Here is a 14,577-nt window from a genome sequence, read left to right as displayed (position 1 = left end):
GTGGCACTTATAGTTCAAAAGTTTGGTGGCACTTCGGTAGGCTCTATTGAGCGTATTGAAGCTGTCGCCGACCTTGTTGTTAAAAATAAGCAACAAGGACACCAAGTGGTAGTGGTACTCTCTGCAATGTCAGGGGAGACCAACCGCCTTATTAATCTTGCCAAACAAATCGATGCTCGCCCGAGCAGCCGTGAACTCGATGTATTATTAACCACCGGTGAGCAAGTCTCAGTTGCTTTGCTTGCGATGGCGATAATCAAGCGTGGCCATTCTGCTGTGAGTTTACTGGCCGACCAAGTAAATATTCAAACAGATAACATGTTTGGTAAAGCGCGAATTACAGATGTTGCTGCTACCCGTTTGAAACAAGAGCTTGAGCATAACCGTATTGCGATCATTGCAGGCTTTCAAGGACGTGATGTTGAGGGGAATATCACCACATTAGGGCGTGGCGGTACTGACACCTCAGCAGTTGAAATTGCCGGTGCTATTGGCGCAGACGAGTGTCAAATTTATACTGACGTTGATGGCGTATACACCACTGACCCGCGTATTGAACCTAAAGCTCGGCGAATGAGTCATGTAACCTTTGAAGAAATGCTAGAAATGGCAAGCTTAGGTGCGAAAGTACTGCATATTCGCTGTGTTGAAGCCGCGGGAAAATATAATCTACCTATTCGCGTATTATCTAGTTTTAACCCAGATCAAGGTACCTTGATAAGCTTTGAGCAAACCGATATGAAAAACAATGTAGTCTCCGGAATCGCCTTTAACCGTGATGAAAGTTTAATTCAGGTTAGAAGTGTGCCTACGGGAACACAATATTTAGCTACTATTTTGAAACTTTTTGCAGATAATGGCATCGAAATAGATATGATTAATCAAGTTAATCATAACTTTGAAAAAATAGACTATGCTTTTACTGTACACAGCAATGATTTTGAACAAGCGCTTGAAGTATTACAAAACAACCACCATATTATTAGTAGTACCGAAATTTCTGGTTGTGATACTGTTGCAAAGGTATCAGCTGTTGGTGCAGGTATGAAGTCACACTCAGGTGTGGCAAGTTTATTTTTTGATGCACTTGCTCAAGAAAATATTAAAGTGTTGTTAGTATCAACATCTGAGATAAAAATATCAGTTTTGATTGACGAAAAATATTTAGAGCTAGCTGTTCGTGCATTACACAGAGTTTTTTTAACAGAAAATGAATAGAAATAGAGTTTTTACTTACTTTTAAGATTTATTTTCTTTAAGATACGAACGCGGAATCTTTTAATTTATTGGAATATGGGAGCAAGAGAATGCTAATACTAACTCGTCGAGTAGGTGAAACCCTAATGATTGGTGACGAAGTAACTGTCACAGTACTAGGTGTTAAAGGAAATCAGGTACGTATCGGTGTAAATGCACCTAAAGACGTTTCGGTTCATCGTGAAGAGATTTACATGCGTATTCAAGCTGAAAAGTCTAACCCTAATCCGGGTAATGCTTAATCAACGAATCAATTGAATTGATATAAAAGAGCCGCTATTTAGCGGCTCTTTTTTGTATGTAGTTTATTGCTTCATCACTCAACACACTATTAGATATGTATTGCATCCCTTGTTTACTCTTAAGCAAAATACCACGAGGTGTAAAAATGACCTCATCGATTTGCTGCCATTTTATTTGATAGCTTTTATGTGGATTTTCACTGCTAAAGCCTTGCTCGTCGATTGTTAACTTTGCCTTTGAACCAGATGCACGACTGAACATTTGCCTTGTGACCCACCAAGGTCTACGGTAATAAAAAGCAACGCATTCAAGAACAGCAGCCATAATCATAAAGTTACCTAGGTAATGTTGCTCTAGCGCATAAATCGAAATTAACCCTAAGCTAATTAAAAGTACTAAAAAAGCATATTTAGGTTTGGCCTGCGCACTGTAAGGCAGTGACTCGTCGAAACATTCGTAGAAGTAGGGCTTATCAAGCGTGTAGCTGGTGGTAAATTGCATAATTTGGCTATTTCTTTTATCAGTTGCCGTATTTTAACAAGACTAAATATAAAAAGCCGTTTCTTTTAGCTGTCATTATAAGATGGTTTAATAGTATTGTTTATTTAAAGGAGTATGTATGTTCATAACTGTAAGTATGACCTTGGCTTTATCTATTGGGGCTTTATCGAATAATGAGTTAATGGTAACCCCTGCATCTAGCACTGACTTTTTAGTTATTGCCGATATGCCTTACACCCCAATAGACACCGATAATTTGCGTGAAGGCGGAGTATTAGGTCAAAAATTAAAAGATACACCTCATGGATTCTTAATGCACCTAGGTGATATCAAAGCCGGCTCGCAGCCGTGTACAGATGAGCTACTTAAACAAAATAAACAACTACTTCGAAACCTTACTGAGCAATCCTTCATTTATACCCCAGGAGATAATGAGTGGACAGATTGCGACCGCGCCAATTTAAGTCCGCGTTATGATGAGCTCGAAAGATTGGCATTTATTAAAACCATAATGTACACACAAGAGTATCAACAACAAGCAGAGCGATTAACTGAGTATAAAACACAAGTAAATATGAAGGAAAACGCACGTTGGCAGTTTGCAGGGGTTGAATTTAAAACCTTGCATATAGCTGGCACTCACAATGGTCGAAGGCAAATATTGATGACAGATAGGCTAAAGGCCAATGAGGCAGCAGTGCAACGGGATAAATTAAACCTTGAATGGTTATCCGCTGCCAACCCTGATGCTAAAGGGTACGTTATTGGTTTTCAGGCAGATATTTATACGCATGGCACTGAGCAACCCGCTTGCAGTGAGTCAGTAGTCGATAATTGTGATGGCTTTAAAGTATACCGTGAAGCAATAGCCGACTTTGCGGAGTCGGTTAAAAAGCCGGTGTTGGTTATTCATGGTGATACAGGGCCTTATTGCCAGCAATCGATCAGTGAGCACTTAACACGATTAAACGCACCCGGTGATTATATGGTAAGTGATATAACCCGAGTACGTATAACACCTAATGAAGGACAGCTTCGCTGGCAAATAAGCAGCTTAAAAACTGGCAAACCATTAACGCGGGAATGCCGTTAAACTAAGGTTGATTGGGTATACTTAATCATCCGCCATTCCTGCATCTTTTATCAAGTTTTCAAGTTCATCTTGTAGCTCAAATAACTCAGGTTCGATATGGCTTAGTTCGCAATCACTTTTCAAAGCTGTTTCTAAAGCTTCAGCTAAATTTTTCAGTTTAGGAACACCAGTGTAACAACATGCGCCATGAAACTTATGAATGATACTTAGCACATGTTCACAATCTTGACTTTGTATCGCCTCGTCTAGTAAACGTAAAGTCTCTGGTACGCTTAATAGCAACATATTGAGCATTTCAAGCGCAAGCTCATGTTTGCCGCCAGCACGTTGTAGCGCTAATGACCAGTCAAGCGAACTGCTGTTGAACGGTGGTTCATAGTGGGTTTGTTCTTGGCGGCTTTTATCGCGTTTAAGTGGTGACTTAGGGCTGTGATCACTAATGATCTGTTTTAGCATGTCTTCATCAATTGGCTTGGTTAAATAACCTTTAAAGCCGTCTTTTATTAACTGCTCTTTTTCACCTGCCAGAGCATGCGCGGTTACGGCTATAATAGGTGTATCTTCATTTAAAGATGATTCACGAATGAGTTTACATGCAGTAATACCATCCATAATCGGCATTTGAATGTCCATAAAAATAATATCGTATTTATGGCTTTTACTTAGGCTATATGCTTGAGAACCATTATGAGCGGTATCAATTATTTCGATTTGTTCTTCAAGTAAAGTACAAATGAGTTTTAAATTGGCGTCGTTGTCATCAACCACTAATACCTTTAGTGGTAGTAGCTTCTCGTCATTTTCTTCAATGTTGTGCACCGGGTGATCAAGGCGATAAGGCGCTGCCAGTACTTCACATAATTTACGGTGGTTTAACGGTTTACTTAAACAGGCATCAGCGCCGCTACCAATATATGCTTCACGCATACTATGAGAGACGGTGTTGAGCATTAAGTAAAGGTAATCAGTGGAATTGCGTGCTGCTTTTATGTAGCTTTTTAGTCGCTGCATTTCATCAACTGAAGCTACATGGCCAATAATACAAATATCGTAATTAAAGTCTTTATTAATTTCTTCTAAAAAGCACTCTTCATTAAAACACCCTGTAACCTGAGTATCCCATTCGTTTAATAATGATAATACGGCATGGTGGGTGTGCTCGTGTGGTTCAAGGTATAAGATACGCTTATTAGCAAGCGATTTACTTGGTAAGTCACTGTTATAACCATGGCTTGGTAAATTAAATACACCGTTAAAAGTAAAGCATGTACCATGGCCTGGTGCTGAATTTAACGTAATACGCCCACCCATCGCTTCAACGATGTGTTTGGTAATAATTAGGCCCAGTCCGGTGCCACCAAACTTACGGGTAATACTGGAGTCTGCTTGGCCAAATGGTGTAAATAAGGCATCTTGTTTATCCATAGGGATGCCCACACCGGTATCTGTTATAGATACTAAAATAGAGGTGCGCTCTTCATCTAATAAACGATGCCCTACGTCGATTTTAATAGCGCCTTTCTCAGTAAACTTAATCGCGTTACTAATGAGGTTAATAAGTACTTGTTTAAAACGAGTAGGATCGCCGGTAATGTTGTCGGGAACTTGTGAATTGATATAAATAGATAACTCAAGCTGCTTTTCATCAGCACTTGGCGCGAGAAGTGTTAGCACTTCATTGATGTTATCTCGCAGCTGAAACTGGATAGATTCAAGCTCCATAGCACCTGCTTCAAGTTTAGAAAAGTCTAAAATATCACTGATAATGGTCATCAAGCTATTGGCTGAAAGCTCAATGGTATCGAGGTAATCTTTTTGGTGCTTATTCAGTGGCGTTTTATGTAGTTGACGAGTAAAACCAATAACACCATTAAGCGGAGTACGTAATTCATGACTCATTTTGGCTAAAAAGTCAGATTTAACTCGGTTCGCATCTTGCGCGTCTGTTTTTGCAATATTGAGCTGGATATTTTGTGTTTCGTACATTTCTAGCGATTCACGCAAGTCGCTGGTGGCTTGGTCGATGTGCTTTTGCATTTCGTCTTTTTGCATCACCATGGTATCTGAAATGGTATTTAAACCTTGGCGTAGTAGTTCAAATTCTCCCATCATTGGAGTATTCAAGCCAGTATCTCTTTTACCTTCAGTAAGCTTATCGGTTGCAAGTACTAACTTATTGAGTGGAGTCATGAACATTCTACTCAAACGTATTGCCAAAATAACCGCTAACAATAATGCAAAAATAATCACTATGCCGCTGACTAATAGTGCTTGTTGCTGGCCAATAATCGCTTGGTCTTTATTTAATTGAACAATCACTGTGCCTATGGATGTTTGAAATGCAGTATCATTCCAGTGTGCTTCTGGTGTTGAGTGATTTATGATTGGCGTGTAAAAAGTGATAAAGTCACTACTTTGCACCACTTTAGTTGTTTTATTAGTGCTCAGATGTTCGCTAAGCATAAGGTCGTCAAAATCACGATGATAATTACTAGTCAGAACGAGCTGTGCATTTACATCAAAAATAGCGATAGTTTTTATAGCAGGAGAGTGTTTGTTATGAGTATGGCTGATCAGTCTATTGAGCAGTTGCTTATTTTTTACTAATAAAGGCTGCTCAATTGCGATAGATAAAGGCTCGGAAATAGTTGTCCCTTGCTGATATAATATTTCATCAAGCTCAAAGTAACGATTTATTGTAAAATAACCGCCGAGTAATAATCCGATCAATACGGTGGGGATCAATGTGAGTGTTAAAACTGAGTCACGCAAACCGAGTTTAGTCATAGAATAAACGTTGTTATCATTTTTAGTTATCTAAGAGTATATACTTATAAGCGAGTAATCAATCTTGCCCGCTAAATCAATATGTAAGGTGTTGCCTGATGGCGCAGTTTTTTCAAGCTAAAAAAAAGACCCTATCAGGGCAAACAGTGCCATTGACCATCACAGGCATGGATCACCAAGGACGAGGAATAGCCAAACACAAAAATAAAGTGTGTTTTGTCAGTGGTGCATTAAGTAACGAAGTCGTCAAAGCTCAGTTAACAGAGGATAAAGCGCGTTATAGCGTGGCAAAAACACTCAAAGTAGTACAAGCGAGTGATGCCAGAGTCGAGCCTTTTTGTGAGCATTATCATCAATGTGGTGGTTGTCAGTTACAGCATTTACGGTTGGATCAGCAGTTGGTTGAAAAACAAGTTGCTGTGAGTCAGTTGTTTGCTAAATTTGCAAAACTAGACGATATGGCGTGGCAATCACCTTTATTAAGTGAGTCAAAGCATTATCGGCGTAGTGCTCGATTGGCCGTAATGTATGACAAAAGCGCTAAAAAAATGCGTGTAGGTTATAGAGCACAAGGTTCAAAGCACATAATTAGCATTAATAAATGCCCGGTGTTAAGCAGCGTTTTTGATGATGTTTTTAACCAATTTGATACGCATTTAAATACCTATCATGAATTACGCAGTGTGAGCCATATTCAATTGTGCCAAGCAGATGAGCAAAACTTTGTTATTTTGCGCCATACTAAAGCTATTAGTGAATCTCTCAAGCACACAATTATTGAACTGGGTGCAACTTTACAGTGGCAAATAATTTTTCAAGACCAAAGTAATATCATTGCACATGAGCACCTAGCAACGCCGTTTTATCAGCTGCCTGAGCAGGACTTAAAATTTGAGTTTGGTTTAAGTAATTTTATTCAAGTTAATGCTAAGGTTAATCAAGCTATGTTAACTCAAGCTATTGACTGGCTTAGCTTAAATGGAGACGAACAGGTCCTTGACTTGTTTTGCGGGATTGGCAACTTCTCTTTGGTGGTGGCTAAATGTGCAAAAAATGTGATTGGTGTCGAAGGAGTGTCATCGGCGGTTGCAATGGCTAGCCAAAATGCGCAAACTAACCAAATAGCGAATGCGCAATTTCATTGCTTTGATTTAACTCAATCAATAGAGCAAGCACCGTGGTTTAGTAAAGCGTTAGATGTTTTGCTATTAGACCCTTCTCGTACTGGTGCTATGGCTATTTTGGAACAACTGCCGCTGAAGCAATTTAAAACGATTTTATATGTCTCTTGCGACCCTGTTACTTTAGCCCGTGACAGTGCAATTATATCGCAAGCAGGATTTTCACTTGAAAAAATAGGGCTAATGAATATGTTTCCGCACACTGGGCATATTGAAACAATGGCGTTATTTCAACGGAGGTAGAGCGCAACATGGTAGCGACTAGGCAATCACACCAACAAGCTAAGCCGGTAGACTTTAGTACGCGGCTAGAAGTACTTGCAGTAACGCAAGAAAAACGTGAGCTACTTGTTAAAGCAAACAGTTTATGTGCCGCTTTACCAGATCAGCAGCACCAAATAATGGCGATGGAAATGGTCGAAATTTTGGTGGAAATGAACCTTGATGCTGATACTTTGGCAACTGCTTATATAACCCCTTATTTTTTAGCTGATTTAGTTTCAATAGATACCGTAACTGAGGTCATGGGAGAACATGTTGCAACGTTACTAACAGGTGTGGCTCAAATGGCTACCATTAGCACATTAGCTCATCAAGGTAATGGTACTGTTCAAGTTGATAATATTCGTCGGATGTTATTAGCCATGGTTGAAGATGTCAGAGCCGTGGTTATTAAGCTCGCAGAGCAAGTATGTCACTTGCGTGAGCTAAAAAATGCCAGTGAAGAAGAACGTGTTATAGCCGCTAAAGAAACCGCCGATATCTTTGCCCCTCTGGCAAATCGATTAGGGATAGGCCAATTAAAGTGGGAGCTAGAAGATCTTTCGTTTCGCTACCTTCATCCTGATCTTTATAAAAATATTGCAAAACAATTAGACGATAAACGCTTAGGCCGTGAAGCGTACATGGCCGATATGGTTGAGCAAGTTAAAACCAAACTTGAACAAGTGGGTATTCAAGCAGAAGTATATGGTCGACCAAAACACATATACAGCATCTATAAAAAGATGGCGCAAAAGAATTATGAGTTTGACCAACTTTTCGATATTCGTGCCATGCGTATTGTGGTTGATGAATTGCAGGACTGCTACGGTGCCCTGGGTATTGTGCATACGAATTGGCGTCACCTAAATAAAGAATTTGATGACTACGTTGCAACGCCAAAACAAAATGGCTACCAATCTATTCACACCGTAGTGTTTGGCCCTGAGGGTAAAACAGTTGAAATACAAATTCGTACTCACGCGATGCATCAAGATGCAGAGCTAGGTGTAGCTGCACACTGGATGTATAAAGAAGGCGCATTACCAGGGCGTGGCTCTGGTTACGAGCAAAAGATCAGCTGGTTACGTAAATTACTACAATGGCAAGAAGAAGTGGTTGATGGCAGTGATTTAGCTGACGAACTTAAAAACCAAGTGGTTGAAGACCGTGTGTATGTATTTACTCCACGGGGCGATATTTTTGACTTACCACTTGGCGCAACACCGCTTGATTTTGCTTACTATATTCACTCAAATGTAGGGCATCGCTGTATAGGTGCAAAAGTATTTGGCAAAATAGTGCCGTTTACACATCAGTTAAATACGGGCGATCAAGTTGAAATTCTCACCCAAAAACAACCAAATCCAAGCCGTGACTGGCTAAATCCATCATTAGGTTATATTAAGTCATCACGGGCGCGGGCTAAAATACATCATTGGTTTAAACAACTCGATCGCGATAAAAACCTCAATGCAGGTAAAGAGATCATAGACACAGCATTACAAAAATTAGAGCTTACTTATAAAGAGTTAGAGCCTGCAATCTCCCGCTATAACTTTAAGGAGCTTGATGATCTATTAGTGGCAATTGGTGCTGGTGATGTGCGTTTGAATCAACTGCTCAATTCAATTACTGAGCGAACAGATGATGAGCCCGTTATTCGTTTTAAAAACCCAACTAAAATGAGTGGGGATAAAAACGGTATTGTGGTTGATGGCGTAGGCAGCTTAATGAGCCATGTAGCTAAATGTTGCCGCCCAGTTCCTGGTGAACAAATTATTGGCTATATCACTCAAGGCAGAGGTATTGCTGTTCATCGCAGTGACTGTGATTCATTTAGTAATTTAAAAAATAACCATCCTGAGCGGGTCATAGCGGTAAGTTGGTCAGACGAAATAAATGGCTCTTATGCATTAAGTATTAAAATAGAGGCGAGCGATAGAGCAGGCCTTATTCGCGATATCAGCTCTGTGCTTGCGAATGAAAAAGTAAATGTGTTGAACATGAATATGGAAACGCTTGAAGACAGGCAATTAGCTAAATTCACTATGCAAGTTGAAGTGCATGACTTGTCTGGCACCAACAGATTATTGTCAAAGCTTGATCAAATTGAAGGCGTTCATCAAGCAAAGCGAGGTCAATAGAAGCGGTATGAGTAAACCTAGCGCATTACCAGAGTTACTCGCGATTATGGCAAAGCTGCGTGAGCCACAAACGGGTTGCCCATGGGATATTAAGCAAGACTTTAAATCCATTGTGCCGCACACCATAGAGGAAGCATATGAAGTTGCAGATTGTATTGAACGTGGTGATTATAGAGAGCTCAAAACAGAGCTCGGTGATTTATTGTTTCAAGTGATTTTTTATGCACAATTGGCAACTGAGCAAAACTTATTTGATTTTGATGACGTGGTAAAAGGGTTAAATGATAAGTTAACAAGACGCCACCCTCATGTTTTTGCCAAGCAAGATAATTTAACTGATGAGCAAGTAGCCCAGCAATGGCAAGCCATTAAAGCAAAAGAACGCAGAGAAAAAAGCACTGCAACCGAAGCGTCACTTTGGCAAGATATCCCCGTTAATTTACCAGCTCTCAGTAAAGCAAAAAAGATTCAACAACGAGTAGCAGGGCTCGGTTTTGATTGGCCAAGTTATCATGGCGCACTTGATAAAGTGGCTGAAGAAGTTGATGAAGTCAAAGAGGCCTTAGCGGTTAACCCTTATTCTGAACATAGCGCAGAAGAGGTCGGCGATCTATTATTTGCCACTGTGAATGTCGCTCGTCATATAAAACGAGACCCAGAACAATTACTTCGTAGCGCAAATGATAAGTTTTCGGCGCGGTTTGAAAAAGTTCAGGTGTATTTGCAAGCCAAAGGACAATCGCTCGATACGGCAACACTCGATGAAATGGATGCTGCGTGGGAGGCAATTAAAAAGCAGGCTTAAATAAGGAAATTAACGCGGTTGTTTTTTGTGCGTTCAATCGCTAATTTCTGCTGGATTGATAGTAAGGCTTTTGCTATAATTTCGCCCCGTCTTGAACATATTCCAAAATCACTTGTTTGGGTATTATATTCCTTTTAATTCCTGATATTCTAGGGTTCGCATGAGTACAAAATTTATCTTCGTTACCGGCGGGGTTGTTTCTTCGTTGGGTAAAGGTATTGCAGCAGCATCGTTGGCAGCTATTTTAGAGGCCCGTGGTTTAAATGTAACCATTTTAAAGCTGGATCCTTACATCAACGTTGACCCAGGCACAATGAGCCCAATTCAACACGGTGAAGTATTTGTCACCGAAGACGGTGCAGAAACAGACCTTGATTTAGGTCACTATGAGCGTTTCATTCGCACCAAAATGACAAGCCGTAACAACTTCACACAAGGCCGTGTATATGAAGATGTACTACGTCGTGAGCGTCGTGGTGAGTACCTTGGTGCAACTATTCAGGTAATTCCACATATTACTAACGATATTAAGCAACGTGTTTATGACGGTGCTGAAGGTCATGATGTGGCAATCGTTGAAATTGGTGGGACGGTAGGTGATATCGAGTCACAACCGTTCTTAGAAGCAATTCGTCAGCTAGGCACAGAAATTGGCCGCGAGCGCGCATTGTTTATTCACTTAACGCTAGTGCCGTTCTTAGGCCCTGCAGGTGAAGTGAAAACTAAACCAACACAACACTCAGTTAAAGAGTTACGTTCAATTGGTATTCAACCAGACATCCTTATTTGTCGTTCTGATCGTAAACTACCAAATAACGAGCGCGCTAAAATAGCACTCTTCACTAACGTTGAAGAAAAAGCCGTTATTTCGTTACCAGATGTAGACAGCATTTATAAAATTCCAGCTCTATTAAAATCTCAAGAGCTTGATCATTTTGTATGTCGTCGTTTCCACTTAGAAGCGCCTGAGGCTGACTTAGTTGAATGGGAACAAGTGTTGTACCAAGAGTCTAACCCTACGGGTGAAGTGACTATTGGTATGGTAGGTAAATACATTGAATTACCAGATGCATACAAATCGGTTAACGAAGCGCTTAAACACGCAGGTCTTAAAAACCGTTTAACCGTTAATATTGAATATGTTGATTCACAAGATCTTGAAAGCAAAGGCACAGAGCTACTGTCTCACCTTGATGCTATTTTAGTACCAGGTGGTTTTGGTAGTCGTGGTGTTGAAGGTAAGATTTTAGCGGCGAAATATGCCCGTGAAAACAAAGTACCTTACCTTGGTATTTGCTTAGGTATGCAAGTAGCGCTTATTGAGTATGCACGTAACGTTGCAGGCCTTGAAGATGCTAACTCGACTGAGTTTAACCTAAAATCGGCGAATGCTGTTGTTGGTTTAATTACTGAGTGGCAAGATGCTGAAGGTAATATTGAAGTACGTGACGAAGGTTCTGACTTAGGTGGCACTATGCGTTTAGGCGCTCAAAAATGTCATTTAACACCAGGTTCTAAAGTACGTGAAGTATACGGCAGTGATGAAATTGTTGAACGCCATCGTCACCGTTACGAAGTGAACAATAACTTTGTTGAACAGCTTGAGAAAGCAGGTTTAAGCTTCACAGGTTTATCTGAAGATAAAAAACTAGTCGAAATTATTGAGAATAAAGATCACCCTTGGTTTATTGCCGCGCAGTTCCACCCGGAATTCACGTCAACACCACGTGATGGTCACCCGTTATTTGAAGGGTTTGTTGCAGCTGCATACACTCATCAAAAAACGTCATCGTAATGTGAATAAGCCGTGCTCTATGCACGGCTTATTTGTTTTTAAAGCGGCGGTATTAAGGAAAATTAATAAAGCCGACAAACTCACCATTTTGGGAAAAGAGGAATCGAGATGTCAAATATCGTAAAAGTGATTGGTCGCGAAATTATGGATTCGCGTGGTAACCCTACTGTTGAAGCTGATGTACATTTAGCTGATGGTTCTTGGGGTCGCGCTGCTGCACCATCTGGTGCATCAACAGGTACTCGTGAAGCACTAGAATTACGTGATGGTGATAAAGCACGTTACTTAGGTAAAGGTGTTTTAACTGCAGTTGGTTATATTAATAACGAAATTAATAGCGCATTAGAAGGCCAAAACGCTTTAGAGCAAAGCACTGTTGACCAAGTAATGCTAGATTTAGATGGTACTGAAAATAAAGAAAAATTAGGTGCCAATGCAATCTTAGCTGTTTCACTTGCAACTGCAAAAGCTGCTGCACAATCGAAAAAAGTAGAGTTATATGAGCACATTGCTGACCTAAACGGTACACCAGGTGTTTACTCTATGCCATTACCAATGATGAACATCATCAATGGTGGTGAGCATGCTGATAACTCAGTTGATATTCAAGAATTCATGATTCAACCTGTAGGCGCTGCTAACTTCCGTGAAGCACTACGCATGGGTGCTGAAGTATTCCACAGCCTTGCAAAAGTACTTAAAGCCGATGGTCATTCTACAGCAGTAGGTGATGAAGGTGGTTTTGCTCCAAACCTTGAGTCTAACGAAGCTGCACTTGCGGCAATTAAAGTTGCTGTTGCTAATGCGGGTTACGAGCTTGGTAAAGATATCACTTTAGCACTAGATTGTGCTGCCTCTGAGTTTTATGACAAAGAAGCAAATATCTACGACCTTAAAGGTGAAGGTAAAAAGTTCACATCTGAAGAGTTTAATTTATTCTTACAACAACTTACTGAACAATACCCAATCGTTTCTATCGAAGATGGTCTTGATGAGTCTGATTGGGATGGCTTCGCGCATCAAACTAAACTAATGGGCGATAAAGTTCAGTTAGTAGGTGATGACTTGTTCGTTACAAATACTAAGATCTTAAAACGCGGTATCGACAACGGTATTGCTAACTCTATCTTAATTAAATTTAACCAGATTGGTTCACTAACTGAAACGTTAGCAGCAATCAAAATGGCAAAAGATGCAGGCTTTACAGCTGTTATCTCTCACCGCTCAGGTGAAACAGAAGATGCAACAATTGCTGATCTTGCTGTGGGTACTGCTGCAGGCCAAATCAAAACAGGTTCATTAAGCCGTTCTGATCGTGTTGCTAAGTACAACCAACTTCTTCGTATTGAAGAAGCACTAGGTTCAAAAGCACCATTTAATGGTCTAAAAGAAGTTAAAGGTCAGTAATTCTTTAGCATCTGATAAAACGTTTAAAAATCCTCGCTCCGGCGGGGATTTTTGTTTTTAGGCGTAATTTTATATTGCGCTTTAGTTTATTTTTAAAGCTGAAATTGTCGCTTTAGGATTTCCCCAGTAAAGTTGGTCTTTAAATAAAACCCGCGGGGGAGGGTTTTGATGAGCTTACCATTTGGTCCGATAGCATCGGTGACGATTCTACTATTTGCTGCTTTTGGCCGTATTTGCATTACATCACCCAAATGACCTGAGATCTCATCAATGCGCCCAAGGGCAATTAATTCCATTTGCTCTTCCCAATCCCGTTGTAATTGCGCATCTTGTTCAGCGCTTGGCTGCCATAAAAAGCCACTGCCAATGGTTCGTTCAAAGGGAATGACGTCTCGTTCACCTAAAATAGGCAGCCATAACACATGGTTTAGTTTTTGTCGTACATGACTTTGTTGCCATGTCATGCCGGTCACATTCAGTAGAGGCGTAACTGATACAAACGTAGTTTCAAGTGGTTTGCCTTTATAGGAAATAGGTAGCGTTTTGAGCTCAACGCCTAGTTCTTCAAAATCAGGTGTGGGCTTTGAACCCGCTGTTGCACCAAGTACGTATTCAATAAGTTGGCCTGTCCAGCCTTTTTCGCGTAGTAAATCGTCAGGGGTTTTAAATTGATACTGTTGCGCCAATTGACCCAATGTCATTCCTGCAATGTTATTGACTCGTTGCATTAATTCATTGATTGACTGTGGTTTTATCGCTCGCATGGTGCTTAATTCTATTGTATAAATTCGCTTGCCATGATAGCAAAACAGTTTATTCGTGGATATCTTTGCCTTTGACTGTTTTTTGTTCGCTGTTTGTTTGGTGGGATTTTAACTATGTCGAAGCCCTTTAAAGCATAATTAAGGTTATGATCTTAAAGCATTTTGTTGTTTTTTAATCACATGAGCAATATTAAAATAAAATGTATACGGGGATAAATACAGATATATAAACAGCGTTATCCACAGAATCTGTGGAAAAGGCGTTTATTCAGATCACTTATTGTGGACTTGTTTGCAAAATAACCGTAGTAAGTCAAAGTTATGCACAAGCTGTGG

At 40.2% G+C, this 14,577-nt stretch carries 11 protein-coding genes; 8 read left to right on the top strand and 3 right to left on the bottom strand.

Annotated elements, in window-relative coordinates; all coding sequences use genetic code 11:
- Both AAEU30_RS20325 and csrA read left to right on the top strand, forming a co-directional pair.
- Nucleotides 1–1,218, top strand: a complete 1,218-nt coding sequence (locus AAEU30_RS20325) for an aspartate kinase (protein WP_421962116.1) — start codon at nucleotides 1–3, stop codon at nucleotides 1,216–1,218.
- A gap of 89 nt (nucleotides 1,219–1,307) precedes the next feature.
- On the top strand, nucleotides 1,308–1,499 hold the full coding sequence (gene csrA / locus AAEU30_RS20320) for a carbon storage regulator CsrA (protein WP_004587515.1): 192 nt from the start codon (nucleotides 1,308–1,310) through the stop codon (nucleotides 1,497–1,499).
- Between the two features lie 34 nt (nucleotides 1,500–1,533).
- Here the strand turns inward: csrA and AAEU30_RS20315 are convergent, their stop codons facing one another.
- On the bottom strand, nucleotides 1,534–2,001 hold the full coding sequence (locus AAEU30_RS20315) for a YcxB family protein (RefSeq protein ID WP_290209336.1): 468 nt from the start codon (nucleotides 1,999–2,001) through the stop codon (nucleotides 1,534–1,536).
- A 118-nt stretch (nucleotides 2,002–2,119) separates the two neighbouring features.
- Here AAEU30_RS20315 and AAEU30_RS20310 point away from each other — a divergent pair, with 118 nt between their 5' ends.
- Entirely contained in the window at nucleotides 2,120–3,094 is a 975-nt protein-coding gene (locus tag AAEU30_RS20310) for a hypothetical protein (RefSeq protein ID WP_421962115.1), read from the top strand.
- A gap of 21 nt (nucleotides 3,095–3,115) precedes the next feature.
- Here the strand turns inward: AAEU30_RS20310 and barA are convergent, their stop codons facing one another.
- Nucleotides 3,116–5,881 (bottom strand): two-component sensor histidine kinase BarA, encoded by a 2,766-nt coding sequence (barA, locus tag AAEU30_RS20305; RefSeq protein WP_421962114.1) that lies wholly within the window; start codon nucleotides 5,879–5,881, stop codon nucleotides 3,116–3,118.
- Between the two features lie 98 nt (nucleotides 5,882–5,979).
- On the opposite strand from barA, the gene rlmD reads away from it, so the two are divergent.
- From rlmD to eno, 5 genes are all read left to right on the top strand, one after another.
- On the top strand, nucleotides 5,980–7,305 hold the full coding sequence (rlmD, locus tag AAEU30_RS20300) for a 23S rRNA (uracil(1939)-C(5))-methyltransferase RlmD (RefSeq protein ID WP_421962113.1): 1,326 nt from the start codon (nucleotides 5,980–5,982) through the stop codon (nucleotides 7,303–7,305).
- 8 nt (nucleotides 7,306–7,313) lie between these two features.
- Nucleotides 7,314–9,470 (top strand): GTP diphosphokinase, encoded by a 2,157-nt coding sequence (gene relA, locus AAEU30_RS20295; RefSeq protein WP_421962112.1) that lies wholly within the window; start codon nucleotides 7,314–7,316, stop codon nucleotides 9,468–9,470.
- Nucleotides 9,471–9,477: 7 nt separating this feature from the next.
- A complete protein-coding gene (gene mazG, locus AAEU30_RS20290; protein ID WP_421962111.1) occupies nucleotides 9,478–10,275 on the top strand; it encodes a nucleoside triphosphate pyrophosphohydrolase in 798 nt (265 codons plus the stop codon).
- 160 nt (nucleotides 10,276–10,435) lie between these two features.
- On the top strand, nucleotides 10,436–12,070 hold the full coding sequence (gene pyrG, locus AAEU30_RS20285; RefSeq protein WP_087533782.1) for a CTP synthase: 1,635 nt from the start codon (nucleotides 10,436–10,438) through the stop codon (nucleotides 12,068–12,070).
- A 108-nt stretch (nucleotides 12,071–12,178) separates the two neighbouring features.
- Nucleotides 12,179–13,477, top strand: coding sequence for a phosphopyruvate hydratase (gene eno / locus AAEU30_RS20280; RefSeq protein WP_421962110.1), 1,299 nt, complete (start codon nucleotides 12,179–12,181; stop codon nucleotides 13,475–13,477).
- A gap of 92 nt (nucleotides 13,478–13,569) precedes the next feature.
- Here the strand turns inward: eno and mutH are convergent, their stop codons facing one another.
- Nucleotides 13,570–14,241: a DNA mismatch repair endonuclease MutH gene (gene mutH / locus AAEU30_RS20275; protein ID WP_421962109.1), complete on the bottom strand. Its 672-nt coding sequence runs from the start codon at nucleotides 14,239–14,241 to the stop codon at nucleotides 13,570–13,572.
- Nucleotides 14,242–14,577 lie beyond the last annotated feature (336 nt).

Source organism: Pseudoalteromonas mucoides (genome assembly GCF_049257175.1).
Taxonomy (GTDB): Bacteria; Pseudomonadota; Gammaproteobacteria; order Enterobacterales; family Alteromonadaceae; genus Pseudoalteromonas.
Note: the sequence above shows the minus strand (reverse complement) of the source record. Positions and strands in the feature narration are given on the sequence as shown.